This window comes from Spirosoma luteum DSM 19990, assembly GCF_000374065.1.
Lineage (GTDB): Bacteria > Bacteroidota > Bacteroidia > Cytophagales > Spirosomataceae > Spirosoma > Spirosoma luteum.
Genome location: NZ_KB893264.1, coordinates 13,225 through 39,009, shown reverse-complemented (window position 1 = coordinate 39,009; position 25,785 = coordinate 13,225). Strand labels below are relative to the sequence as shown.

25 protein-coding genes are annotated in these 25,785 nt (G+C 49.9%); 13 read left to right on the top strand and 12 right to left on the bottom strand.

Going from position 1 to position 25,785, the window contains the following annotated elements; translation table 11 throughout:
• Positions 1-53: 53 nt before the first annotated feature.
• Positions 54-1,085 (bottom strand): NYN domain-containing protein, encoded by a 1,032-nt coding sequence (locus B156_RS0116925; protein WP_018620950.1) that lies wholly within the window; start codon positions 1,083-1,085, stop codon positions 54-56.
• Between the two features lie 368 nt (positions 1,086-1,453).
• On the opposite strand from B156_RS0116925, the gene hisB reads away from it, so the two are divergent.
• Positions 1,454-2,602, top strand: coding sequence for a bifunctional histidinol-phosphatase/imidazoleglycerol-phosphate dehydratase HisB (gene hisB, locus B156_RS0116920; protein WP_018620949.1), 1,149 nt, complete (start codon positions 1,454-1,456; stop codon positions 2,600-2,602).
• Between the two features lie 259 nt (positions 2,603-2,861).
• Positions 2,862-3,446, top strand: a complete 585-nt coding sequence (locus tag B156_RS0116910; protein ID WP_018620947.1) for a 1-acyl-sn-glycerol-3-phosphate acyltransferase — start codon at positions 2,862-2,864, stop codon at positions 3,444-3,446.
• Here the strand turns inward: B156_RS0116910 and nspC are convergent.
• The 5 genes from nspC to B156_RS0116885 all read right to left on the bottom strand — a co-directional run bounded on the left by nspC (position 3,443) and on the right by B156_RS0116885 (position 8,155).
• A complete protein-coding gene (gene nspC / locus B156_RS0116905) occupies positions 3,443-4,615 on the bottom strand; it encodes a carboxynorspermidine decarboxylase (protein ID WP_018620946.1) in 1,173 nt (390 codons plus the stop codon). The genes B156_RS0116910 and nspC overlap by 4 nt on opposite strands.
• Positions 4,616-4,636: 21 nt before the next feature.
• On the bottom strand, positions 4,637-5,038 hold the full coding sequence (locus B156_RS0116900) for an energy transducer TonB (RefSeq protein ID WP_245563762.1): 402 nt from the start codon (positions 5,036-5,038) through the stop codon (positions 4,637-4,639).
• Between the two features lie 127 nt (positions 5,039-5,165).
• Positions 5,166-5,996: an energy transducer TonB gene (locus B156_RS0116895; protein WP_018620944.1), complete on the bottom strand. Its 831-nt coding sequence runs from the start codon at positions 5,994-5,996 to the stop codon at positions 5,166-5,168.
• A 57-nt stretch (positions 5,997-6,053) separates the two neighbouring features.
• Positions 6,054-6,830, bottom strand: a complete 777-nt coding sequence (locus B156_RS0116890; RefSeq protein WP_018620943.1) for a hypothetical protein — start codon at positions 6,828-6,830, stop codon at positions 6,054-6,056.
• Positions 6,831-6,940: 110 nt separating this feature from the next.
• The gene (locus B156_RS0116885) at positions 6,941-8,155 is read right to left on the bottom strand and encodes a saccharopine dehydrogenase family protein (RefSeq protein WP_018620942.1); all 1,215 of its coding nucleotides are present in this window, start codon (positions 8,153-8,155) and stop codon (positions 6,941-6,943) included.
• A 182-nt stretch (positions 8,156-8,337) separates the two neighbouring features.
• On the opposite strand from B156_RS0116885, the gene B156_RS0116880 reads away from it, so the two are divergent.
• Together B156_RS0116880 and B156_RS0116875 are read left to right on the top strand one after the other, a co-directional pair.
• Positions 8,338-8,778, top strand: a complete 441-nt coding sequence (locus B156_RS0116880; RefSeq protein WP_018620941.1) for a WapI family immunity protein — start codon at positions 8,338-8,340, stop codon at positions 8,776-8,778.
• Positions 8,779-9,129: 351 nt separating this feature from the next.
• Positions 9,130-9,744, top strand: coding sequence for a TetR/AcrR family transcriptional regulator (locus B156_RS0116875; protein ID WP_018620940.1), 615 nt, complete (start codon positions 9,130-9,132; stop codon positions 9,742-9,744).
• A gap of 102 nt (positions 9,745-9,846) precedes the next feature.
• Here the strand turns inward: B156_RS0116875 and B156_RS0116870 are convergent, their stop codons facing one another.
• On the bottom strand, positions 9,847-11,142 hold the full coding sequence (locus tag B156_RS0116870; protein ID WP_018620939.1) for an aminopeptidase P family protein: 1,296 nt from the start codon (positions 11,140-11,142) through the stop codon (positions 9,847-9,849).
• Between the two features lie 150 nt (positions 11,143-11,292).
• Between B156_RS0116870 and B156_RS0116865 the strand changes: the two genes are divergently transcribed.
• Both B156_RS0116865 and B156_RS0116860 read left to right on the top strand, forming a co-directional pair.
• A complete protein-coding gene (locus B156_RS0116865; protein WP_018620938.1) occupies positions 11,293-12,837 on the top strand; it encodes a S8 family serine peptidase in 1,545 nt (514 codons plus the stop codon).
• A 34-nt stretch (positions 12,838-12,871) separates the two neighbouring features.
• On the top strand, positions 12,872-13,597 hold the full coding sequence (locus tag B156_RS0116860; protein ID WP_157627082.1) for a hypothetical protein: 726 nt from the start codon (positions 12,872-12,874) through the stop codon (positions 13,595-13,597).
• A gap of 16 nt (positions 13,598-13,613) precedes the next feature.
• Here B156_RS0116860 and rfaD read toward each other — a convergent pair whose 3' ends face one another.
• Complete coding sequence (rfaD, locus tag B156_RS0116855; protein ID WP_018620936.1) at positions 13,614-14,579, bottom strand: ADP-glyceromanno-heptose 6-epimerase; 966 nt, start codon at positions 14,577-14,579, stop codon at positions 13,614-13,616.
• 272 nt (positions 14,580-14,851) lie between these two features.
• On the opposite strand from rfaD, the gene B156_RS0116850 reads away from it, so the two are divergent.
• Together B156_RS0116850 and lpxB are read left to right on the top strand one after the other, a co-directional pair.
• Positions 14,852-15,268 (top strand): 6-pyruvoyl trahydropterin synthase family protein, encoded by a 417-nt coding sequence (locus B156_RS0116850; RefSeq protein ID WP_018620934.1) that lies wholly within the window; start codon positions 14,852-14,854, stop codon positions 15,266-15,268.
• Between the two features lie 110 nt (positions 15,269-15,378).
• Positions 15,379-16,500 carry a lipid-A-disaccharide synthase gene (gene lpxB / locus B156_RS0116845; protein WP_018620932.1) on the top strand — a complete coding sequence of 374 codons (1,122 nt, stop codon included), beginning with the start codon at positions 15,379-15,381 and terminating at the stop codon, positions 16,498-16,500.
• A 352-nt stretch (positions 16,501-16,852) separates the two neighbouring features.
• Here lpxB and B156_RS0116840 read toward each other — a convergent pair whose 3' ends face one another.
• Both B156_RS0116840 and B156_RS0116835 read right to left on the bottom strand, forming a co-directional pair.
• Positions 16,853-17,833 (bottom strand): UDP-glucuronic acid decarboxylase family protein, encoded by a 981-nt coding sequence (locus B156_RS0116840; RefSeq protein WP_018620931.1) that lies wholly within the window; start codon positions 17,831-17,833, stop codon positions 16,853-16,855.
• A 118-nt stretch (positions 17,834-17,951) separates the two neighbouring features.
• On the bottom strand, positions 17,952-19,283 hold the full coding sequence (locus B156_RS0116835; RefSeq protein ID WP_018620930.1) for a UDP-glucose dehydrogenase family protein: 1,332 nt from the start codon (positions 19,281-19,283) through the stop codon (positions 17,952-17,954).
• 362 nt (positions 19,284-19,645) lie between these two features.
• Between B156_RS0116835 and B156_RS0116830 the strand changes: the two genes are divergently transcribed.
• Positions 19,646-20,785 (top strand): acyl-CoA dehydrogenase family protein, encoded by a 1,140-nt coding sequence (locus B156_RS0116830; RefSeq protein ID WP_018620929.1) that lies wholly within the window; start codon positions 19,646-19,648, stop codon positions 20,783-20,785.
• Positions 20,786-20,876: 91 nt separating this feature from the next.
• On the opposite strand, the gene B156_RS0116825 is transcribed toward B156_RS0116830, so the two are convergent.
• Both B156_RS0116825 and pgeF read right to left on the bottom strand, forming a co-directional pair.
• Positions 20,877-21,119 (bottom strand): GlsB/YeaQ/YmgE family stress response membrane protein, encoded by a 243-nt coding sequence (locus tag B156_RS0116825; protein ID WP_018620928.1) that lies wholly within the window; start codon positions 21,117-21,119, stop codon positions 20,877-20,879.
• 68 nt (positions 21,120-21,187) lie between these two features.
• Positions 21,188-21,958 (bottom strand): peptidoglycan editing factor PgeF, encoded by a 771-nt coding sequence (gene pgeF / locus B156_RS0116820; protein ID WP_018620927.1) that lies wholly within the window; start codon positions 21,956-21,958, stop codon positions 21,188-21,190.
• Positions 21,959-22,170: 212 nt separating this feature from the next.
• Between pgeF and B156_RS0116815 the strand changes: the two genes are divergently transcribed.
• The 4 genes from B156_RS0116815 (at position 22,171) to B156_RS0116800 (ending at position 25,775) form a co-directional block, all read left to right on the top strand.
• Positions 22,171-22,569 (top strand): T9SS type A sorting domain-containing protein, encoded by a 399-nt coding sequence (locus B156_RS0116815; RefSeq protein WP_018620926.1) that lies wholly within the window; start codon positions 22,171-22,173, stop codon positions 22,567-22,569.
• Positions 22,570-22,866: 297 nt separating this feature from the next.
• A complete protein-coding gene (gene bla / locus B156_RS0116810) occupies positions 22,867-23,544 on the top strand; it encodes a subclass B1 metallo-beta-lactamase (RefSeq protein ID WP_018620925.1) in 678 nt (225 codons plus the stop codon).
• 62 nt (positions 23,545-23,606) lie between these two features.
• A complete protein-coding gene (locus tag B156_RS0116805; RefSeq protein ID WP_018620924.1) occupies positions 23,607-24,512 on the top strand; it encodes a LysR substrate-binding domain-containing protein in 906 nt (301 codons plus the stop codon).
• A 63-nt stretch (positions 24,513-24,575) separates the two neighbouring features.
• Positions 24,576-25,775 carry a threonine synthase gene (locus tag B156_RS0116800; protein WP_040585857.1) on the top strand — a complete coding sequence of 400 codons (1,200 nt, stop codon included), beginning with the start codon at positions 24,576-24,578 and terminating at the stop codon, positions 25,773-25,775.
• Positions 25,776-25,785 lie beyond the last annotated feature (10 nt).

The following is a 25,785-nucleotide window of genomic DNA, read 5'->3' as shown; positions in this document are numbered from 1 at the left end:
AGAGTCAATTCAGAAAGGGGGATTGTCAATTCAGCGTATGACGCCGGTAGTGGTTATCGTATCAACCGGACGTCAACGGCAATATCTTTTCCTTCCGCACTCTGGCTCACCGTAAATTCAACCTCGTCTTCTAACTGCAATTCGTTAAAATCCGTGTCGACCAGGCTGGTATAATGGAAAAACAAATTGTTGGGCGGGAAATTTACGAAGCCGTACCCCGTCTTTAAACTTCGGATGGTGCTTACTTTACGCCCATCCGGGTCATCGTCAATTAGTAGCGTATCGGCCAGGTTATAATTAGGTTCATCGGCTGGCGCGTAGGCAGACTCGTACGCATCGTTGGCCATCAACTCACCTCCATTACTGAAACCCGTTCCATTGCTATACGAACTCCCGTTAGCGGGCACGGCGGTAAACGTTGGACGGGTTTGCGGTTTCACGAATAAATTCTGAATGACAAGGTCGTTCCGGCGGCTCCGGTCATCAATCAGGGCGTGCATGCCAACGGGGTAGGATACTTCTTCCAGCAAATCCTGCGAGGTGCGCGTTACCTGCTTCTCCCCCTGTTCGTTCAGGAACTCAAAATCCCAGCTCAGCACCATAATACGCGAACCCAGGGTGTTCAGTTTACGGATGAGGGGCACGTAATCACCATCGGACGTGATAAGGACTACGACATCGAATTTCTTGTACTGAGCCAGTTCAAACGCTTCGAGTGCCAGCCATACATCAATCCCTTTCTCCTGCCGGTAACCCTGATACGTTTTTACGGGCAGGTAATGCGTAACAACTCCTTCCGACATGAGGATATCATCGAAAAGGCGGTCGTAAAAAAGTTGATTGCCGCGCTGATTAGCTTCGTGCGCATTAAGCCGCCCCCGAAAGTAGTGGGCATCGACAATCTGACAAAGGCGCTCATTGACTCCCTCCTCCTCGGCAACCTGACGACGGATGAAGGCGTGTAATCCTGAAATACTGATTCGGCTGCGACGCTCGTGAGAATAATTATAGTAATTACTTACATGCAAAAAATAGTTACCGTCATAAAAAACCCCAATACGGGTCAGTGTTGATGCTGAAGGCATATTTTACCTAAAATTTTATAGTTGTATAAATATGAGAGAATACAGGAGAAAAAATCCTCTTTAAGGTTGGGTGATAATAGATCGTGTGCACGGGTATAGCAACAAAGAATCAGTATAGGATAACCTGTTTAATTCGTATGCATCGAAGATGAAAGGAGCAATTCGGAATGGGGTAGTGACTGCTTATTTATGTACTCTTTAACCATTATACAACGAAAAAAGAACTGCTAAACTTACTTATAAATATATAGGATAGACGAATCAGTACTACTGGCAGTGGAAATAGTACCAAATGCCAGTTCGCAAATTTAGTACTTTTTTATAAGCATCGCATCAGACCTGTATCTTTGCGGCTTATTAAAGCCACTATGCAAAAAATTCTGTTTATCGACCGCGATGGTACGCTCATTCTGGAACCCCAGCCCGACCAGCAGGTTGATTCATTAGCCAAGCTCGACTATATCCCAAAAGCGATTTCGGCCATGCGCCGGATTGCCGAAGAAACCGATTACGACCTGGTGATGGTGACCAATCAGGATGGACTGGGAACAGATTCATTTCCAGAAGACACCTTCTGGCCTGCTCATAACAAGATGCTGGCTACGTTTGCCGGTGAAAATATCCATTTTTCAGCGGTCCACATCGACCGCCATTTCCCCCGCGACAACGCCCCTACCCGCAAACCAGGGACCGGGCTGCTTACCCGCTATTTTTCAGACAACTACGACCTGGCAAACAGCTACGTAATCGGTGACCGACTAACCGATGTGCAGCTGGCCATTAACTTGGGAGCCAAAGCGGTTCTTTTTCTCCCCCCAGGCGGGCTGGATACGGTACAAACAGCCGACATCGGCAGTCTGACCGAAGAGATGCAGCAGGCTATTGCACTCAGAACCGACGACTGGGATGAAATTTATGCGTTTCTGCGCCTGCCTGCCCGCATAGCCACCGTTGAGCGCAATACGAAGGAGACAAAAATTCAGGTTACCCTCAATCTGGACGGAACCGGTAAGGCCGACATTCATACGGGTGTCGGTTTTTTCGACCACATGCTGGACCAGGTAGCCAAACATTCGGGTGCCGACCTGACTATTCACGTAGACGGCGACCTGCACATCGACGAACACCACACCATTGAAGATACCGCCCTGGCCCTTGGCGAAGCGTACCGACGCGCCCTCGGCGATAAACGGGGCATTAGCCGCTACGGCTTTTTGTTACCGATGGACGAAGCACTGGCGCAGGTGGGTATCGACTTTTCGGGACGCCCCTGGCTGGTGTGGAGTGCGGAGTTTCGACGGGAGAAAATTGGCGATATGCCCACCGAAATGTTCTTCCATTTCTTTAAGTCCTTTTCCGATACCGCCCTCTGTAACCTGAATATTAAGGTAGAGGGTGATAACGAACACCACAAAATAGAAGCCATATTCAAGGCTTTCGCCAAAGCCATCAAAATGGCCGTTCGGCGGGATATTAACGAGCTGGATAACCTGCCCAGCACCAAAGGGGTTTTATAAAAAAACCTGTAAGGTCTTGAGACCTTACAGGTTTAAACCCTTACTTTTGTACCTGAATTCAACTTATACTTCGACATGGATTTATCAACCCCTTTGACACTTCTGTTCTACGCCGTTCTGCTTGCTGCTTCGTTTATGACGGGCCGGTGGCTGGAGCGCAACGACCGGAAATACTAGCCTTTAGTGAAGAGTTAGTAGTGAAGAATAAAACACTCTATTTGCAGTATTTTTCATTTTTCACTATCAACTCTTTATCACTATGCTCAGCGCCCTAACCCGTTGGCTGTTTAACCGTTTCGGATGGCGAATTTCCGGCCCCGTTCCCACCGTACCCAAAGCCATTTGGGTAGTAGCTCCCCATAGTACCAACTGGGATTTCCTGATCGGGCTGGGTATCCGCCCAACCATTCATATCTGGATTGAGTACCTGGCCAAAAGCTCCCTGTTTACCTGGTACTCAGGCTGGCTTTTTCGGGCGTTGGGTGGCAAGCCCGTCTACCGCGATAAATCCAATAATCTGGTGGATGCGATGGCCGCCGTGTTTCAGCAACACGATACACTGCACGTTTGCATAGCTCCTGAAGGCACCCGCAGTAATGTATCATCCCTGAAAACAGGCTTCTACTACATTGCGCTCAAAGCGAATGTTCCTCTTATTCTTGTTGGTTTCGATTGGCCCCGCAAGCTGGTTTTGCTAAGCGAGCCACTCTATGTTACCGGTAACTACGCAGCCGACATGCTCCCGTTTTATCAGTTTTTCTCGCAGGTTCAGGGCGTAAAAAAAGACTGGCTCAAGCGGTGGGAAGAAACCGGCCTTATTGACCAGCCAACCGGCCGTGTTTAACTCAGCCGGTCTTTGAAACTCTCGTAACCGTACGATTTCACTAACTGGAATTCCCCGTTTTCTTTCCAGATTCCGATGGATGGCAGGTTCACGCCGTTGAAGGTGGTAGTTTTCACCATCGTGTAGTGAATCATATCATCGAACACGATTTTATCCCCGATGTCAAGTGGCTTATCAAACGAATAATCCCCCATGAAATCACCGGCGAGGCAGGTCATACCCCCCAACCGGTAGGTGGGTTTGCCAGCAACCGGTTCATGGTATGAATCAATAATCCGGGGCTTGTACGGCATTTCCAGAGTGTCGGGCATGTGGGCGGCAAAAGACGTATCCAGAATAGCCACGTCGATGCCCTGACTATCAATCACATCGAGAACGGACGAAACCAGCACTCCTGTTTGCCAGGCGATGGCCGAACCGGGTTCCATAATAATATCCACGTTGTATTTCTGTCGAAACGTCATCAGCAAACCAATCAGGTGATTGGTGTCGTAGCCCTCGCGGGTCATCAGGTGACCACCCCCGAAATTGACCCATTTCGCCTGGTGGAGCAAATCACCAAACCGACTTTCTAGTGCGTCGAGGGTGCGTTCCAGCGTGAAGGAATCATTTTCGCAGAGCGTATGAAAGTGGATCCCTTCCAGCCCGTCGGGGAGTTGGTCGGGTAGCTGGTCGCGGGTGGCTCCCAGCCGGGAACCCGGAATGCAGGGATTATACATCTCCGTGGCCACTTCAGAATACTGCGGATTGACCCGTATGCCGCACGAAACCTTCCCCACGGCACGGCTACCGAACCGCTCCCACTGACTCCAGGAATTGAATGTCAGGTGACTGCTACGGCCAACGACTTCGTCAAAACTATCATCCTGATAGGCGGGAATGTAGGCGTGCGCTTTCACGCCCATGTACTCGTTCACGAGTTTGATTTCGTTGAGTGAACTGGCTGTTGCCCCGCTCAGGTATTCGCGTACCAGCGGAAACGCACTGTACATCGAGAAACCTTTTAATGCGAGAATAATGGTAACTCCGGCCGCCTGCTGAACCGAATCAATCAGGGCAAGGTTTCGGCGGAGTTTGGCTTCTTCCAGCACGAAGCAGGGCGAAGGAATGGGTCCCGCTCCGGCGTACCGGTCGGTACCATGTATATGGTCTGATAACGTCGTGTTCATGCCGCAAAGGTACGGCATCAATTACTTTGTTGTTCTTGGATAGTAGGTATAGTCGATACCAAAGAAAATGGGCAAGTTGTGTTTGACCCGCAGGATAACGTCCCCAGAAATGCCCGACTGACTACCAGGTTTCCAGCGGATCATAGCCTTGATAACGCGTACAGCTTCTTCATCGCAACCATAGCCAAGTTCCCTCAGCACCCTTACGTCGGCAATGTGGCCGTCTTTCTCCACGATGAATGACACAAACACCCTGCCTTTTATACCCACCTTCTGCGCTTCGGCTGGATACCGGACGTTTCCCTGCAAGTAATTTTTTAACGCACCCAATCCACCCGGAAATTCTGGCGGATGCTCTACAATCGTATAGACGGTTGTATCGGATAGACTGAGTTTTTGGGTAAATCCGTTACTGTTCAGCAACAACAGACAGATGATAAACGTAACAATTTGGCGTACTATCAGCTGACAACAGTAGCGGCAAAAGGACATGGCATATGATGTATGGTATGACTATGAGATGTAGAAAGACTCTATTTTCCACAGACCATCACTCCAGCGAGAACGAAATGGGCAGGTTGAATTTTACCCGTACCGCCCGACCCGACTGCCTGCCGGGTTGCCAGCGGGGCATGCTGTTGATTACCCTCCGTGCTTCTTCATCACAGCCAAATCCTATTCCTTTCAGCACCTGTATATCGGTCAGGCTCCCGTCTATATTGACCACAAAGCTAACATACACCCGTCCCGAAACATTGGCCGAAGTAGCCTGACGGGGGTAGTTCAGGTTTTTGCTCAGAAAGTTTCGCAGGCCATCCATGCCGCCGGGAAAGGCTGGTTGTTGCTCAACCACAACAAATGGCTCGTCCGTTTTGGGCACTACCTCAAGGGCTTTTTCCCCTACGGTTGGCGGGGACGCTTCGGGTGGAGCGATAATGGCCATATCGCCGGTACCCTCGGCGGTTTCGGCACCGGAAGTAGCATCCCTGAGTTGGTCTGTTGTGGCGGGTAGAACATCTTCTACCACATCGGCTTCGGGCATAACTATGGGGGGCAGGTTCCGAACGGTAGCAACTGCGGGAGCAGGCTCGGCCGGGGGAATGGAAATGGGTTGTTCGGCAGGCGGTTCGGCTACGTGCTGAAGTGTTACCTCCGTCATGGACTGGCTATTCGGGTTTAGTGACTGCGGCCAGAACCGATTGTACAGAATAGGCGTAGCGAGTCCGAGCAAAAACAAACCGATACCCAGCCAAAGAGCGAGGCTAAGCGTCGGTTTATACTGCTGGCGTAAGGCGAAAGCACCATAAGCCCGGTGGCGGGACTGAAAAATAATGTCGTCGTACGTGAGAGCGACTGTTTCGGGTGTATTGCTGGAGAACATAGCGTTGTTGATTTATACCGGATGGATGCCCGTTAGCGCTACTTTCCACAATCCGCCTTAAAAACTGTCGTACTTCTGCACGAGTTGAATGGCATCGTTTTCCGTTTTGCCGCTCAGCTTGTTTTGTTTTACAAATGCCTTCAGTTCATCGGTGTGGGCACCCAAGGCTTCGATAATTGACTTGTCAGACAGTTTTACTTTCTCCAGCGTCTGGTCCGGCTTGAGAATATAATAGGAAACGGCGTTTCTGAATTCGTCATAGCGCGTTCCATTTGAGTACGGGTTCTTGTAGTCGGCCGGTTTAAACGTTTTTAAAATCCGCTTCAACAGCGCTGATTTGTTTTGATACAACACCAGGAAATAACCTCCTTTCAGCACTTCGTCATCGGTTTTGGCCGTTGGAATATGACGAAACGTGTACACCTGCCCATCGCTGTTTTTGAACTGAAATGATTTTACCTGATTGGTATTCACAATAATGGAGTCATTACCCGCCTGGGGCCGGAGTAAAATCAGGTATTGACGATAGGCATCGAATTTTATCGGTACGTTGGTATAATGCTGTCCGGCTACCATTTCAATCTGCCCTTTGTTCCATTCCGGCAGGAAATAAGGCGTTCCCCGAAGTCCCTCATACCGATGGTCGATGGTGTTGATCATCGTATTAACCCCCTCTCCCACCACCTGATTCATCGACTGGTACGTTTCGTAGCCATTGCGCCGGTCATTGGGGTTAAAGGGCCGGGCTGGTTTTGCTTTGGTCGTATCGGTATTTTGGGCAGACGTGCTCAAAAAAATGAGTATGGCAGGGATGGTCAGGAACAGGAATTTCATGCGCTGTGGGATTGATAGAAAACAACGGAAACGTGGCGGTTCCCGGTTATGTTTATAACGAAAAATCCTGCCTTGTGGTAAAGCAGGATTCCCATTTTGGCTAATTTTTATCAGGCCGGGTACTCGTGCGGCAAGGTTGCATTCACCTGCTCATTCACGGGAAGCCCCTGTTTGTTCATTTGCTCGATAAACGGGTCGGGGTCGAGTTCTTCGCAGTTCCAGACCCCAGGTTTCATCCACACGCCGGTCAGCATCAACATGGCTCCAATCATGGCCGGAACGCCCGTTGTGTAGCTAACGGCCTGCCCGCGTACTTCGCGGTAGGTTTTGGCGTGGTCGCAGTTGTTCCAGATAAAGTACGTGCGCTCCTCATCGTCTTTCACCCCTTTTATCTGGCAGCCGATGCTGGTTTGCCCGGTATAATTCTCGCCGAGGGAATCGGGAGCGGGCAGCACTGCTTTCAGAAACTCAAGCGGCACAATATCCATCCCATTAAATTTAACCGGGTCGATGCGGGTCATACCCACGTTTTGCAGCACCTCCAGGTGCGTCAGATACGCCTGCCCGAAGGTCATCCAGAAACGTGCCCGCTTCAGGGTCGGAAAGTTCTTTACCAATGATTCCAGTTCTTCGTGGTACAGTACGTACGACTCCCGTTCGCCAATGCCGGGGTATTCGATGGGTTTGTGAATGCTCATGGCCGGGATTTCGATCCATTCGCCATTTTCCCAGTAGCGGCCCGGCTGGGTGATTTCCCGGATATTGATTTCGGGATTGAAATTCGTAGCGAATGCTTTGCCATGATCCCCGGCATTGCAATCCACAATATCCAGGTAATCCATCCGGTCGAAGTGGTGTTTGGCGGCATAGGCCGTAAATACCTGCGTAGCACCGGGGTCGAAACCACATCCCAGCAGGGCCATCAGGCCCGCCTTTTCAAAGCGTTCTTTGTAAGCCCACTGCCAGCTATACTCAAATTTAGCAACGTCTTTCGGTTCATAATTGGCGGTATCCATGTAGTGAACACCCGCTTCCAGACAGGCATCCATAATGGGCAGGTCCTGATACGGCAATGCTACATTGATTACCAGTACAGGATTGAATGAGTTGATCAGAGCTACCATGTCGGGAACCTGATCGGCATCAACCTGATCAGTTTGAATGGTTACCCCGTGCATTTCCCTGATTTCGGCCGCAATCCGGTCGCATTTTGCTTTGGTACGGCTGGCCAGCATAATGGACGTGAAAACGTCGCTATTCATAGCGCATTTATGCGCCACAACGCTGCCTACACCACCGGCTCCAATAATGAGCACCTTTGCCATCTGTCTGAGTTTAGTTGATTGAGTATTTTTTTACCGATGGCAAAGATAGGTAAAGTCGGGTACCAGCTATGGCATATAGTTGATTTCTGATGGGGTATGGCGAAGACGAGGAAGTGCAGTTCCTCAACAAATACTTAGTATATTTGTTAAGTAGACAAGACTCCTTCCAAACGATACTCAGCATGAAATTCATCTCTTCCTCCGACTCGACCGCTACCTTTGAACTAGCTATTCTGGGATACAGTACCACCACTAAAACCTGGCGGGACCGCAACCGGCTACAGTGCCGGTTTTCAACGCTTTGGGGACACAAGGCAGACACGCATTCGGCTCCCCTGCAAACCTGGGAGATCCGGCGTTTGTTGAGCGGGTTACAGCTACTCTGGACGAAAGCGACCAAGCATCTGACCCTTAGCTTTCCGGCGCCGGGACTGAGCCTGGATGCGAAAGTGTTGTCCAATGATGCATTTCGCCTGCAAATCCAGCTGGATTATGACCTTACACCCTCGTGGCACAAATACCCCGATTTCCCGATGGAAATGGCTATTTTTTTGAGCCGGGATCAACTACAGGAGGCCATTCAGGAATTAGCCGGCCAGGTTGACGCCTACCCAGAGCGATAAGCACTAATTCTGCCGCCGGTGCTTAGTCTTACTGCCTTGTTATTAACCAACAACAGGATCCGTTACGACAAAATCAGGCCGTTTACAGCACCCGCAGGCTTTTTTCGTCATTTTCACGGGAATTATGCTGGTTTCGTATATGGCCAGTGTTTACTTCTTAGTCTACTTTTCCCTTTTACTAAGTATTGTTACAAACTTCAGGAGAATGGTTGACAACACAGTGCCTAATACCCATATTTGTAACTATTGCCTACAGACTGGTGAATCCCCATCGTTCCCCATTATGAATAAACCTGATACGAATTAAAACTATACAATTCTATGAAAGTCGTTAAGCGAAGAAATCGCCAAATGACCATGGAACGCATTTTGCGCGCTATGGGCGATGTAATGGCCGAACGGGGTACCGACAAAGCAGGAATAAACGCCGTTGCCGACCGCGCGGGCGTTAACAAGGTACTTATTTACCGGTATTTCGGTGGCTGGAATGGTTTGCTGGAAGCGTACGTACAACGGGGATTTTTCCTGTCGATGTTCAATGAGAAGTTTCTGGATTCGGTACCCAATAACCTGGCTCCCGAAGCGCGTAGCAAGGCCTGGTCGGAATATACGATTCAATTCATGCGCGAGTTCCGAAGCCGTAAGTCATCACAGGAATTGATCCGCTGGGAAATGTCGAACGGAGGCACTGAGCTGGCCCGCCGACTGGCCGATTTTCGCGATCAGTCGTACAGTAACATGGTGAGCAAGCTGGCTCCTTATTCCGATTTCGACCCTACGGCTATTACCAGCCTAATGGTGGCGGCTGTTACGCATATTGTGCTCACCAGCGACCAGCGCGATCACATCGGCGACATTGACCTGCGTTCCGATGCGGGCTGGGAGCGCCTGGAGAAGGCCATTCGTCGGATTTATTCCAGCCTGAGCATCGCCCTCGAACGTGAAAACACCAAGCAGGTAGAATAAAATAGTTCGAGGTTTGATGTTTGTGGTTCAGGTGCCTTACTGGCAAAGTCCTGGGCCAACATCAACCAGCAAACATCAAACCTCTGGTATAGCGCTTAAATCCTACCTGTTCATTATCGACTCAATCTCGTCGGCTTCGACCGGAATGTTTTTCATCAGGTCAATATTGCCTGATTCCGTCAGGAGTACGTTGTTTTCCAGCCGAATGCCTAATTTTTCTTCGCGTATATAAATACCCGGCTCCACCGTAAACACCATTCCCGGTTCCATTTTCCGGTACTTGTTGCCCACATCGTGTACATCGAGGCCCAGAAAGTGTGAGGTGCCGTGCATGAAGTATTTCTTGTACAAAGGAGCATCGGGGTCCTGTTTGGCTACTTCTGCCTTATCCAGCAGGCCCAGCCCAATCAGTTCGGACTCCATCACCCTGCCCACTTCCCGGTGGTACTCGTCCCACAGGTTGCCGGGCCGCAGCATCTGGGTTGCTTCGTTCATTACCCGCAACACGGCATCATATACCGCCCGCTGCCGCGGAGAGAATCGACCGTTTACAGGCACTGAACGGGTCATATCGGCATTGTAGTTAGCATACTCTGCACCAATATCGAGCAGAATAACGTCCCCATCGTTGCACTGAGCACTGTTATCGATGTAATGCAGCACACAGGCATTGGCCCCGGAGGCAATAATCGGGCTGTAGGCCGCCCCTCGTGAACGATTTTTGAGGAACTCATGCATCATCTCAGCCTCAATCTCATACTCCCACACGCCCGGTTTAATGAATGTCAACAATCGGCGAAACATCGTTTCCGTCGTGTCGATGGCTTTTTGAATAAGGGGCAATTCCTGTGGCTGTTTGATGGCCCGCAACTGATGCATGAGTGGAGCCAGCCGTTCCAACTGGTGGAGTGGGTATTTCTGCCGGAATTCATCTACATACCGGGCATCCTGAGTTTGCACCGCCACGCCCGCCCGGGTGTGTTCGTTCGTGTTCAGGTACACGAAGTCGGCCTCATAGACCAGCTGGATAAAAATGGTCTCGAACTGATTCATCCAGAAAATCTGCTTCTGCGGTATACCGGTCACCTGCTCCGCTTCGGCCTTGGTTAATTTGTGGCCCTCCCATATTTCGATGAGTTCGCTGGTTTCACGCAGGAACAGCAGTTCCCGGAACTTCGGGTCGGGGTGTTCCGGAAAGAGTACCAGTCGGGTTTCTTCCTGATCGACACCACTGAGGTAAAAAAGGTCGTTGTTTTGCCGAAAGGTCATCGTACCGTCGGCATTGGTCGGCATAATATCATTGGCATTGAGTACTACCAGTGATTTTGGTTTCAGCAGTTGAGTAAGACGCTGACGATTGGTTATGAGAAGCTGATTATCAATGGGCAAATAGCGCATGCGTCCGACGGTTGAGGCTGATTTTCTGTTTATTCTTTATTTTTGCAAATAAACTCAAAAGCCGTAACAGTATCTACGGGTTTTCATGTTTAGTCTATCAGCAGCTTTCTGCCGAAAGGCCCTGCTCTTTTTCTGCCTAAACCTATTCTGATGCGCCAATTAATCGTATTCTTCTGCCTTTTTATTTCGTTTGCGGAGGCCCAGCCTGGTGCAGCCCAGGCTGGTGTCCCTAAGTATTGGGTATTGCTTCGTGGTAAGGAACAGACATCGACTCCGGCCCTGTCGAAGCAATCCCTGCTTCAGCGACAGCAGCAGCAGTTACCGGTTGACGAAACGGACCTGCCGGTGTCAGCGACCTATCTGGCTCAGTTAAAACAGGCGGGTGTTCAACCCGTTTGCCAGTCACGCTGGCTGAACGCGGTATCGGTTCGGCTAACTAGCGAGCAATACGTGCGGGTTTCGGCTATGCCTTTCGTCTCTCAGATTTTGGCCATCGACCCCGCTATTGTCGTAACTTCCCTCGGCGTACCGGCCAACCCGCAGATGGCTCCGGTACTTACCCAGATCCAGGCCCCCGACTTTGTGCAGGCTGGTCTGACGGGTCGGTTCGTTAACATTGGTATTATCGATGCCGGTTTTTTCGGAGCCGACTCGGCCAGTGCGCTCAAACACGTATTTGCCCGCGACGGGGTAAAGCGGGTGCGTGATTACGTCAACGAAAAGAAAACGCACGACAACCTTTTCCGCACCCTCGAAACCATGTCCGATTTCCACGGAACGGAAGTAATGGCCGCCATTGCGGGGAACGACCCAACGGAAAATATCCAGTTTGGCATGGCTACCGATGCTACGTTCTACCTGGCCCGCACCGACCAGGGAAACCGCGAATACCGGGGCGAAGAAGATTACTGGGTATCGGCTATGGAGTGGATGGACAGCCTGGGTGTGCGGCTCATAAACACCTCGCTGGGCTACGCCAAGGGCATGAGCAACCCGAAGGAAAATTACGAACCCAGCCAGATGAACGGCCATACGAGTCTGATTAGTAAGGCGGCTCAGATTGCCGCCGACAAAAAAGGCATTCTCATTATCGTGTCGGCCGGGAACGAGGGCGAAGACCGGTCGTGGCGCATCATCAGCACCCCCGCCGATGCGCAGGGGGTACTCGCCATCGGTGCCACCAACGGGCGACTCTGGAACCGCATTGGCTACAGCAGCATCGGGCCGGAAGAACTGCCGTATCTAAAACCGAATGTATCGTGCTTTTCGTTGTACGGCACCTCGCTGTCGGCACCGGTCATTACGGGATTTGCCGCCTGTATTATGCAGGCCAACCCCAAACTGACGAATAAACAGGTGATGGACATCATCGAAAAATCGTCGCACCTGTACCCCTACGGCAATAACTATATTGGCTATGGTGTGCCACAGGCATCACGGGCACTGGCATTACTCAAAAACCAGGATTCAACACCAACGGCCCGGTCGGTGAAGGCTACCGGCAAAACGCTGACGTTGCCCGTTGGGACACCGGAATCCATCGTATCGGTCTTTCACAAGAAAGATGCTACGCACGTGCTGAATCAGGAAGCAGGCAAGGTGAACAACGGCAAAATCACCCTGCGCCGGTCGACTGGCGAAAAACAGACGACGGTCGATTTAAAGAAAGAGGTGATCGAGGTGATCTGGGAGTGAGATGAAAAGTTGATGTGCATTAACGTCTTTAAAAATGTCATCTAACAAGCATCACGAATTCACAAAACTGGCTATGAATCAGTTGGCTGATTCGCTGTCTGATTTCACGATCCAGCAGGCGAATAAGTTCGTCAATGTACGAGGTGAATTCCCGCTGATTATTAAGCTTGATTATGTTGGTAAGTGGCGACTTAAAGGGGAAACACGCCTATACGTAGTGGCGGGTGTCGAGATCGCGGCTGACTACAGGTATTTCAATCCAGCCCGTACCTGGGTCAACGCTAAACAAAAGTTCTACATTACAAATTTTATGTGCGACCGGGCTTGCCTCCTCCCCAACGCTACACAATGGTATATATTGGAGAAAGGGGCTGATGGGCAGATTGATGTTGAAATGCTAAAGTATGAGTTGAGGCATTTTTTTCTACCCTATCTGAATCAGCTCACAAGCTTGGAAGGAATGATTGGTATACTCAGACGTAGCAAACTAGGTCCGAATGAACTGATAAATCCATCGCTTTATGGGCGCAAACATATTTATGACTGGTTTACTGTTATCTATCTACTACTTGAATTACGGCAAACGACCAAGGCTGAGCAATGCATTGATGAGCTCATTTCGCTCATTCACGATAATAATCTACCTGACCATGAACTACAAAACGTAGTTGTTATTCTTAACAGGCTACAGTTGGATTTTGGAACGAGCAAAATTTATCGGCACAGTGCAGGGACTCACACAATTGAGGTTATTGAATAGGCAACAATAGTACTATTTACAAATACGCCCCTTTGCTCAGGTAGTTCTTTACGTAGTCGGCGATACCATCCTCAAGCGTGTGAAAGTGTTTTTGATACCCGATGGAACGCAGTTTGGACATGTTTGCCTGCGTGAAATACTGATATTTATCGCGAATGTCGACGGGGGTGTCGATGAAGTCGATTTTGGGTTCCAGATCGAGGGCGCAAAACGTGTTTTTAGCCAAGTCGAGGAAGGTGCGGGCTTTGCCGCTGCCGAGGTTGTAAATGCCGGAGTTCCGGCGGTGGTGCATCAAAAACAGGCAAATATCTACTACATCTTTTACGTAAACGAAATCACGCATCTGCTCCCCATCGGCAAAATCAGGATTGTGGGAACAGAATAATTTCATCCCGCCCGACTGCCGTATCTGGTTATACGCATGAAATATAACGGATGCCATCCGGCCTTTGTGGTATTCGTTGGGGCCGTATACATTGAAGAACTTCAGTCCCGCCCAGAAGAAGGGTTTCCGCTCCTGCTCTAGCACCCAATTATCGAACTCGTTCTTTGAGTCGCCATACGGGTTGAGCGGTTTCAGCTGCGGAATTAGTGACTCATTATCATCATAACCCAGTTCGCCCAGGCCGTAAGTAGCGGCCGAAGAAGCGTATACCATTGGTATTTGGTACTCGATGCAGCGATGCCATATTTGTTTGGAGTATTCTACGTTCAGATGCTCAAAAATCTGCCGGTCAAACTCAGTCGTATCGGTACGGGCACCGATGTGAAAAATAAACTCTACCTCCTGATAATTCTGATCGAGCCAATCGAAGAAAACCTCCCGATCTACCCGTTCCTGAATACGTTTACCGACTAGATTTGCCTCCTTTTCAGGATACGAAAAATCATCAACAGCTATAATAAAATTGAAATTTTCCTGATTCAACCTGCTGATTAAACAGCTCCCAATAAAACCGGCGGCTCCCGTAACGATAATCATAAACTGGTGGTCGTAAACGTGTTCGTATTGATAACTAGCTAAGTACCACTAAATACTAAGTAAAACAGGCTGTAAAGATACAGGTTTTATATTGGAGAATGGACTAGCGTATTTAGAGATTAAATTGTACATTTCCAATACGGAGTCCAATACAGGCCAGTCTCATATTTATACCCATACTTTTCTGTTTACGGAGGGTCATTCCGTTTGTATCTTTGTGGCTTATTTTTCAAACCGGCGTTTCTGGCAACCGCCCCATCTAAACCAGACGAATGGTCTATATCAATCGAATTGAACACTTCAACGCGGCCCACCGGCTTTATAATCCAGCCTGGTCGGAAGAGCGGAACAAAGAAGTTTTTGGCCCCTGTGCGAACATAAACTGGCACGGCCATAATTTTGAACTTATCGTAACGGTAAAGGGAGAGCCCGACCCCGATACGGGATTTGTAATCGACCTGAAATTACTGGGCGACATCGTCAGGCGGGAAGTTATCGAGAAAGTAGATCATAAAAATCTAAACCTCGATGTCGATTTTATGCACGGCAAAATGGCCAGTTGCGAAATATTCATCACGGAGATTTGGAAGATTCTGGAGCGTGCGCTCGAACCCGTTACCGACGCCCATCTCCACCAGCTTCGGCTGTACGAAACTCCGAAGAACTTTGTTGATTACTTTGGTGAGTGAATCAAGTTAACCAGTCAGACGGTTAGTTGGTTAATAAGTTAATTCAGTAGCTAAACACGGACCGACTGGTTATCTTACTGGCTGCCGGGCTTACTAACTCACTATCGGTTATGACTTATTATTTGATAGCCGGTGAACGCTCCGGCGACCTGCACGGTGCCAACCTGATCCGGGCCATTCATGCCCATGACCCTCAGGCCAGTTTCCGGGCTTATGGCGGAGACCTAATGGAAGCCGCTGGTGCTGTGGTGGTGTGCCACTACCGTACTATGGCCTTTATGGGTTTTCTAGAGGTCGTAAAAAACCTGGGAACGATCCGACGCAACCTGCGCCAATGCCAGACCGACTTGCTGGCCCATCGGCCCGATGTGCTTATTCTGATCGATTATGCGGGTTTCAACCTACGCATGGCCCGGTTTGCCAAGCGGCATGGTATTCCTGTTTTTTACTACATATCGCCCAAAGTGTGGGCCTGGAACCAGCGTCGGGCATTGACTATCAAAGCTACTGTCGATCGGTTGTTCACAATATTACCCTTCGAAACCGAATTCTTTGCCCGGTACAACTTCAACGTCGAATACGTAGGTAACCCGCTGTTTGATGCGCTGGCTGAATTCCGGCCAGACCCGGCCTTTCGGGAAAAACTGGGCTTATCGGAACAGCCGGTCATTGCGCTCCTGCCCGGCAGCCGCCATCAGGAGATTACGGCCATTCTGCCCATTATGCTGCGGGTTACCGAACAGTTTCCCGCCTATCAGTTTTTGGTGGGCACTGTTAGCAACCTGCCTGCTACCCTGTACGACAATTTTCTGGTCAAGTACCCCACGGTAAAACGCGTTGACGACGCAGCGTATGACCTGCTGCATATAGCCACAGCCTCGTTGGTTACGTCGGGAACCGCTACGCTCGAAACTGCCCTGCTAAACGTTCCGCAGGTCGTGTGTTACAAAACAACACTGGTTTCCTACGCCATTGCCAAGCGGCTGATTGCCGTTCCCTTCATCTCGCTGGTCAATTTGATTGCCGACCGGGAAGTGGTGAAAGAGTTGATTCAGAATGCACTTACCCCGGAACGAATAACGACCGAGTTACGCGCTATTTTACCGGGTCAGCCGGGTCGGGAGGAACAACTGGCCGGTTATGCCGACGTACTGCAAAAAATGGGCGAGCCGGGCGCGTCCGAACGGGCGGGGAGGATCATGGTGGAAGAATTACGGCAGATGGCTTCATAGCCCTCTTCAGAACGGAACATCGCCCCAACTTACATACGAGTGTGTCAAATCATATTTCCATACCGCTCTCATATTAAGCGAAATACAGCTCCGGCAGTAGCATTTTTCGTTATAAAATCCCGAATACCAACGCATTACTGCTTTGTTCCGCATCAACTGTACCTGGCCTTTTTCCTGACATACTAACCATGTAGGCTCCGGTCAGATTCAGACCTGGCCTATGGCAAAAACCGAGGGGTCCTAAAAATGATTGGCGAACCATCTGGTTCGCCAATCATTTTTAGGACCCCTCAACGTTTACTATTCCGGATAGTTACCGTTACTGTATTCTTGTACAGTGAGCAAACTCAGGCTACTGTTTGTTAAACTCCCGGTGATAGGCCGCTTTGTAAAGTTCTTCCTCGGGTAAGCTTTTAAAATAATCGTACGTAATGCGCAGCCCCTCCTCACGGGTCACTTTAGGCTCCCAGTCCAGGATGGCTTTTGCCTTTGTAATATCCGGTTGACGCTGCTTGGGATCATCAGTAGGCAGGTCTTTAAAAATTAACTGCTGCTTCGTACCGGTCAGTTTGATAATCTCTTCGCCAAATTCTTTAATGGTAATTTCCGACGGATTCCCCACGTTGACCGGATAGGCGTAATCGCTGAGCAACAGCCGATAAATTCCCTCTACCAGATCATCTACGTAGCAAAACGAGCGGGTCTGGCTACCATCACCAAAAACGGTCAGGTCTTCGCCCCGCAGGGCCTGCCCAATAAAAGCGGGCAATACCCGACCATCATTCAGGCGCATACGCGGGCCATAAGTATTAAAGATTCGGACAATGCGGGTTTCCACACCGTGGTAGGTATGGTAGGCCATCGTCATTGCTTCCTGAAAACGCTTGGCTTCATCGTACACACCACGCGGGCCTACAGGGTTAACATTGCCCCAGTACTCTTCATTTTGTGGGTGAACCGTTGGGTCGCCGTACACTTCCGACGTGGAGGCAATCAGCACCCGTGCTCCCTTCACCCGCGCCAGACCCAGACAGTTATGAATACCCAGCGAGCCAACTTTCAGGGTTTGAATGGGTATTTTCAGGTAGTCGATTGGACTGGCCGGGGAGGCAAAATGCAGGATGTAATCCAGATTACCCGGTACATGGATAAACTTGGATACGTCGTGATGGTAAAATTCAAAGTTAGCCAGATGGAACAGATGCTCAATGTTACGGATATCGCCCGTAATGAGATTGTCCATCGCTATCACGTGGTAGCCTTCTTTAATAAACCGGTCGCAAAGGTGCGAGCCAAGAAATCCGGCCCCGCCGGTGATTAGTACTCGTTTCATTCTTTAAGATTAAGGTTTATAGTTTATGGTTTACGGTTGCGGCTCCCCGCTGGGACTGACGCGTAAGCTGCTCATGCGCCAGCTAACGTAAACCATAAACCGTAAACGACAAACTGTTTTATACTTTCTGCTCGACCGGTGCCAGTATAGCTTCCCGACCGACGCTGTAATAGGTATAGTTCTGTTCGCGCATCTGCTCAAGCTCGTACACATTCCGACCGTCGAAAATCACCTTGTTTTTCATCAGCAGGTTCATCTTGTCGAAGTCAGGTGTGCGGAACAGGGGCCATTCGGTAATGATGAAAAGCGCGTCGGCATCATCCAGGGCTGCGTATTGCGTATGCGCGTAGGTAATGGAATTACCCAGTTGATTACGAACATTGTCCATCGCTTCGGGATCATAGGCGGTAACTTTTGCCCCGGCATCAAGCAATGCCCGGATGTTATCCAGCGCGGGTGCTTCCCGAATATCGTCGGTATAGGGTTTGAAAGCCAGCCCCCAAACAGCGATGGTCTTCCCTTTCAAGTCGCCCCCGAAGTGATCCAGAATCAGCGGCATCATCTTGATTTTCTGCTCGTCGTTCACCTCCATCACCGATTTCAACACCTTGAAATCATAGTTGAAATCTTTGGCCGTTTTTGCCAGTGCCTGCACATCTTTGGGGAAACAGCTTCCCCCGTAGCCAATACCCGCAAACAGGAATCGCTTGCCAATGCGGCTATCCGTACCAATACCCCGCCGAATATCATCGACATTGGCACCGGCCCGCTCGCACAGGTTGGCAATCTCGTTCATGAACGTGATTTTAGTAGCCAGAAATGCGTTGGCCGCATACTTGGTCATTTCGGCAGAGCGTTCGTCCATAAAAATCACGGGGTTGCCCTGACGCACCAGCGGTGCATACAGTTTGTTCATCACCGCTTTGGCCCGGTCCGATTTTGTTCCAATGACTACACGATCAGGCTTCATGAAATCTTCAACGGCCACGCCTTCCCGCAGGAACTCGGGGTTCGAAACAACGTCGAAATCAACTACGGCATTGTCGGCAATGTGCGCATGAACTTTCTCGGCGGTGCCAACGGGTACCGTACTTTTATCGACAATAACAGCGTACTGACTAAGGATAGGGCCGAGGTCGCTGGCTACTTTCAGAATATATTTCAGGTCGGCAGAGCCATCTTCACCAGGCGGGGTGGGCAGGGCCAGAAAAATAACTTCCGCGTCTTTAATCCCTTCCTCGAGATTCGTCGTAAATAAGAGACGACCTTCTTCTACGTTCCGGTGAAACAGGGTTTCCAATCCTGGTTCGTAGATGGGCACAATGCCGTTATTTAGTTTCTCAACTTTTCGCTCGTCAATATCAACACAGGTCACCTGGTTGCCGGTTTCGGCAAAACACGTACCCGTAACGAGACCCACATATCCAGTTCCAACTACAGCTAATTTCATATCGATAGATTAACTAATATTTTTATAATGATAACAGACTGGCAGACTTACCTGATGTCACAAAAATAGGAGTTTTTTAATAGCCACCCCTATCTGCCTGTCAATAGTGACTTACCGGTACCGGAGTCCATCACCGGCAGAATCAGTTCTTCACCCATGAAATTGCACTATACCCATTAAACCAATTGCCGATAAACGAATCTAATCAGGTACAAAGACCCTGTTTTTCGCCCTTCTGCCCACCCCAACTACGAAAACAAACGACCAAACCCGTCAATAGGACCGGGCGGCAACAAAAGGTGAGCTTAATTGCTTACTTTGTATAAACCACAGATACGGTATTTTATCAGATCACTTCTTTCATGACAAACGAAATTGTAGAAAACCAAGAATTAATAGCCCAATCGGTACATGACCTGGGAGAACGGCTCATTAGACCAAATATCCGACAATGGGATGAAGACCAGCATTTTCCAGCAGAGTTATTTCAGCAGTTAGGTCAGCAGGGGCTAATGGGCATGCTGGTGCCGGTTGAATACGGTGGTACAGGCCTGGGCTACCGTGAATACGTGGCGGCTATTGTAGAATTATCTAGAATCGACGGGTCGGTTGGCTTATCAATGGCCGCCCATAATTCCCTTTGTACCAACCATATTCTTATGTTTGGTAACGAGGATCAAAAACAAACTTATCTGCCCCGGTTAGCCACCGGCGAATGGCTGGGAGCTTGGGGTCTTACCGAGCCTAATACCGGTTCTGACGCGGGCAACATGCGCACAACAGCGGTTCGGGATAATGATGGCTGGGTGCTGAACGGGGCTAAAAACTTCATAACCCACGGTAGAAGTGGCCATGTAGCCGTAGTAATTGCCCGGACCGGCGAGCCAAATGCCCCCCATAATGCCACGGCTTTTATAGTAGAACGGGGAACCCCCGGTTTTACGGGTGGCCGTAAAGAAGATAAATTGGGCATGAGGGCTTCAGAAACGGCCGAGATGTTGTTTCAGGATTGCCGGATCTCGGATGCTCAGCGACTTGGTCAAGTGGGCGAAGGGTTTATTCAATCGCTCAAAATCCTTGATGGTGGCCGGATATCGATTGCGGCCCTCAGCCTCGGAATTGCCTATGGAGCCTACGATGCAGCTCTGGCGTACGCCAAAGAGCGGGAACAATTTGGGAAACCCATTGCCAGTTTCCAGGGCATCAGTTTCAAACTGGCCGACATGGCTACCGACATCGAAGCGGCCAAACTCCTGACCTATCAGGCTGCCGATTTGAAAGATGCTGGCAAACCCGTGACCAAAGAATCAGCGATGGCCAAGTTATTTGCCTCCGAAACGGCCGTTCGGGTGGCCAATGAGTCGGTACAGATTTTTGGTGGCTATGGGTACACAAAAGATTTTCCGGCGGAGAAATTTTACCGGGATGCCAAACTCTGCACTATCGGGGAAGGAACCAGCGAAATTCAAAAACTGGTCATCTCCAGACAGATTTTGAAATAGAGAAACAAAGGAAAAAGGGGTAGCAAAGGGGGAAGGATAACTCCTATCCTTCCCCCTTTGCTACCCCTTTTTCCTTTTAATTTCTTCCTATCTATACCGCGCTGCTACGGCCTTTTATCAGCGCAGCAATACCAAGAATAATAACAGCCCCTACAAACGAAGTCAGAATCTGGTCAAGAACGCTGCCGTCACGGCCAAATAGCAGACCGCCAACAAATCCACCGGCAATACCGAGCAGAATCTGAACGATTAGCGAGAATGAAAACCGCTTGAAAACAAGGTCAGCCAGCCAACCGGCAATGGCACCTACTAAAATTGAAATTAAGATTCCCATACCTGTTGCGTGTAAAATGAAAAGTTGTTTAAGAAACAGTTACCTAACGGGCAATCAGGAGACATTGTTTAGTTTTTCAGCCCGATAACTGCCAGCATCCTGCCGGTTTGCCCATTTTCAGCGCGGAACGAATAGTACGTATCGTTATTCAGCACCGTCGAAAAAGACGACACAGCTATCTGCTTCGCCGGTATACCAAAGTCGATCAAACAGGATACGTTAGCACCTTTCAGATCAACACACGCTTTTCCTGTGCCAGACTTAGTTTGTTTATACGTTGCGGCAAACTGTTCGGCCACTTCCGGTCCAACCTCAAACGAGCATTCGTCAATACAGGTCCCGACGTAGGCGTAACACGCCCCCGACACCGTACCAAACCGCTGCTGCATCATAGTCAGCGTTTTCGTCACTATGCCCCCTACCGTTCCCCGCCAGCCCGCATGGATAGCTGCAACGGCCTGATGAGCCTGGTCGTAAATCAGGATAGGGACACAATCGGCAACGGTAACGCCAATCAGCAAGCCGGGTTGGTTGGTTATCAATGCATCGTACCCGTCAAAACGCCCCGCTTTGGTCGCGTATAAAACGTCCGTGCCGTGAACCTGATTGGAATACGCGAAGGAATGCGCATCAGCACCAATAGCGTCGAAAAATCGTCGTCGGTTTTCAGCTACGTTTTCTGGCGTATCCATCGTATTGATGCCTAGGTTGAGCGAGTCGAACGGAGCCGGACTAACTCCCCCATGTCGGGTGCTTTCGGCGGCAATGAGATCAGGGAAGTCGGCGAGGATGGCAGGAGTATAGTATAAACTGTTGGGTGTCTGAGTCTGAATGGACATATAATTGTAGCTACAAAGCAAATTTGCGACTTAACAAGCATCATTCCAACTAACCGTTCCCTCAACTAGCCCTGTATAATAACCACTCATCCAGCCGGAAAACCGTTCCGGTAGTTTGCTATGCATAGTACCGGCTAGTGCCTATATCTTTGTTTCACCAACCGGGAAGAACCCGGTGGAAAAATCGAAACAATCAAAAAACTATAATCACCATGAAAACGCTTATCAAATCCCTCGCCTTAGCCCTTTCACTGGCTGCTATTACCTCATCGGCTACTTTTGCCGAAACCAATCCAGGTGGTAAAGTAAAAGCGGCAGTTACCTACAAAACCGGCATTTACATGACCCAAAGCGGAAAGCTGAGTATTGCCCTCGATAAAGAGAAAGGAGGCACTGTATCGATTAGCCTGAAAGGTGCCGATGGTCGGCTACTGTATAGTCAGCATCTTGGCAAAAACGAGCAGATCTACCGCACCCGGTTGAATTTGAACCAACTGGAAGACGGCGTGTATCAGGTAGAAATCACCAACGGGGTAGAAACTACTACGCAAAGCGTAATCATATCGACCCAACAGCCTGCCACGCCCAATCGGCTTGTCTCAATCCGGTAAAGCAGTAGTTACAACATCAGAAAAGCCCTTATCCCGCATGTGGATAAGGGCTTTTTTCGGGCCTGACGGTCAACAATTGAAGTTATATCATCAGGCAAAAAAAGTTATCTGTAATTTTGCCCAACAAGATTGCCAGTGCGCTTCCTTACAGTTACTATACTGCCAGCCCCTACCATGGTAAAGTCTGCTCTGCTTCTAACGTTGCTAGTAAGCAAGTCGCTGTTTTTTAGCGATACACACCTGAGCGAAGGAAATTCAATAAACGGGAAGCTACCTTCAGAAGCAAACTTTTGGCTAATGGGGGACTCAATCGTCTATAAATCTGAAGAGTTGCACATCCGGCAGCTTTCCGATCATGTTTACATTCATACGTCCTTCCTGAACACCGATAGCTTTGGACGGGTGGCCTGCAACGGAATGCTTATCGTCAATGGTAATGAGGCCGTTATTTTTGACACACCCGCCGATAATAAGAGCTCAGAAGAACTGATCCAGTACATAACCGGGACGCTAAAAACGAATGTGAATGCCCTCATTCCCACCCACTTTCATGCCGATTGCGTGGGCGGTCTGGAAGCATTCAACGCGCATAACATCCCCGCCTACGCATCCAGTCAAACGATAGCACTCCTGAAAAGTAAAGGACAAAAATTCACTAAACCCATCAAGGCGTTTAAGGAAACCCTTACGCTGCCCGTTGGCGATAAAAAAGTGTACGCGGAGTATGTTGGCGAAGGGCACACAAAAGATAACGTAATCGGCTATTTCCCGGACGATAAGGCGCTGTTTGGGGGTTGCCTGATAAAAGAAGTGGGCGCAGCGAAAGGAAATCTGGAAGATGCCAACGTAGCTGCCTGGCCGGGTACGGTCAGCAAGCTCAAACAAAAATACCCGCAGGCAAAAATTATCGTTCCGGGGCATGGCAAACCGGGCGGAACGGAACTACTGGATTATACAATCCACCTGTTCCAGTAAAAACCCAACCCTACTCATTGGGTCAGCTTTGGCTCCAGGCTGGTCCATCAACAGTTCCCCTTATGCTCTCCTCCCGCCACCTTATTTTTATGGAAGTGGCCCGGTTACTAAGCTTCACCAAGGCCAGTCAGACCTTGTTCATTAGTCAATCGGCCATTAGTAAGCACATTAAGTCGCTGGAGTATTTTTACAAAACGGGCCTGTTCGAGCGGCACGGCAACCACATCAGCCTAACTAAAACAGGGCAGGCGCTGTACGATAAACTCCTGGAGGCAAGCCAGTTGCAGGAATCACTACACCAGGAAATTCAGCAACTCAACGAAACCTTCCGGCCACCCACCAAACTGGCCATTGGTGCCAGTACCACCATTAGTCTGTACGTGCTGCCCTCCGTGCTCTCTGCTTACCTGCGGCAATACCCTAACCTGCAAATCAATGTGCTCAACCGAAACTCAAACAACATTCAGAACGCCCTGCTGGCGCATGAAATAGACGTGGGGATTGTAGAGGGATTGACGCAGGTAAACACACTAACCTACACCCCGTTTATGACTGACGATGTGCTGGCGGTGTGTTCGGGGAAAAGTCCTTTACGCGGACGGGCACTCGTTGTTGCCGACTTGCCTACCATTCCGGTGGCGCTGCGCGAAAACGGGTCAGGCACGCTGGCGGTGATTGACGATGAGCTGGATAAAAGAGGAATTCCTGTGGCCTCATTGCCCGTGTTGATCCGACTGGGCGGGACCGAGGCCCTGAAAAATTTCGTTTTGGCCGATACCTGCCTGGCTTTCCTGCCCAAGCGAGCTATTCTGAAAGAACTGGCCGCAGGCGAACTAGTTGAAGTACCTATTCAGGACCTGACCCTACAACGCACGTTTTACTTTATTCAGCGCAAGGGAACGGAGAGCAATCAACTGGTCAACACCTTTATTCAGTTCACAAAGCGTCATTATTCCAACAGGGAATAACTCATATCAAAATGCTATTTGCTTCATGCGTTGATTACCGGGACTTTTCGGAAAAATACAACCATGACTACCCTTACCACTTCATCACTACTGGAAGACCTGCACTGTTCGAACTGCGGCTCCGTGCACAATGCGCTCGTGCGCCAGACGCTGTCGACCTGCTGTCAGGCTCCGCTCCTGTGTCAGTACGCGCTGGATACCGATACACTTTCTCCGTCGGTACTCCTGAATCGGCCTAAATCAATGTGGCGGTACGAAGAGTTTTTGCCCGTTATTCAGTCCGAAAATCAACTCACGCTGGGCGAAGGGTTTACACCCATACTACCCCTGAACCGGCTGGCGGCCAATGCAGGATTCGATCACCTCAGCCTGAAAGATGAAGGATTGAATCCAACCGGGTCATTCAAGGCGCGGGGGCTTTGTATGGCCATAGCGAAGGCGAAGGAAAACGGTGAGCGAGCCTGCATCATTCCCACTGCCGGTAACGCTGGTGTGGCTATGGCGGCCTATTGCGCCAGGGCGGGGCTGGAAGCGATTGTGGTGATGCCCTCCCATACGCCCGATGCCTTTAAGGAAATGTGTATCGGCTATGGCGCCACGCTGATTCTGGTGGACGGACTCATCAACGACTGTGCCGCTAAAGTGCATGAACTGAATCGAGATGGACGGTATTTCGATGTTTCAACCCTGAAAGAACCGTATCGGCTGGAAGGAAAGAAAACGATGGGCTACGAAATAGCCGAACAATTGAACTGGCACTTACCAGATGTAATCATGTACCCAACGGGGGGCGGAACCGGACTAATTGGCATCTGGAAGGCGTTTCATGAACTGAAAGCACTTGGCTGGCTACGTCCCGAACAGCGTTTGCCGCGCATGGTGGCGGTGCAGGCCGAGAACTGCGCCCCCGTTGTAACGACCTGGCAGGGAAAGCAACTCAACAGCAAACAGTACGTGGGCAAAGCTACTCTGGCCAATGGGCTGGCCGTGCCGCGCCCCATTGGCGAGCCGCTGATGTTGAACGTGCTCCGCGAATCGGGCGGAACGGCTATTGCCGTTTCGGAAGATGATATGTTGGTCGGTGTCAGTGAGCTTTGTCGGCACGAAGGTTTATTTGCCGCTCCAGAAGGTGGCGCAATCTGGTCCGCAGCCAAAAAACTATTGCAACAGAACTGGCTCCAGCCGCAGGAGCATGTACTACTGCTGAACACGGGCGCGGGTCTGAACTACCTGGAAAACCTGAAAGGACAATGGCGCCGTTAGTTGATACAAA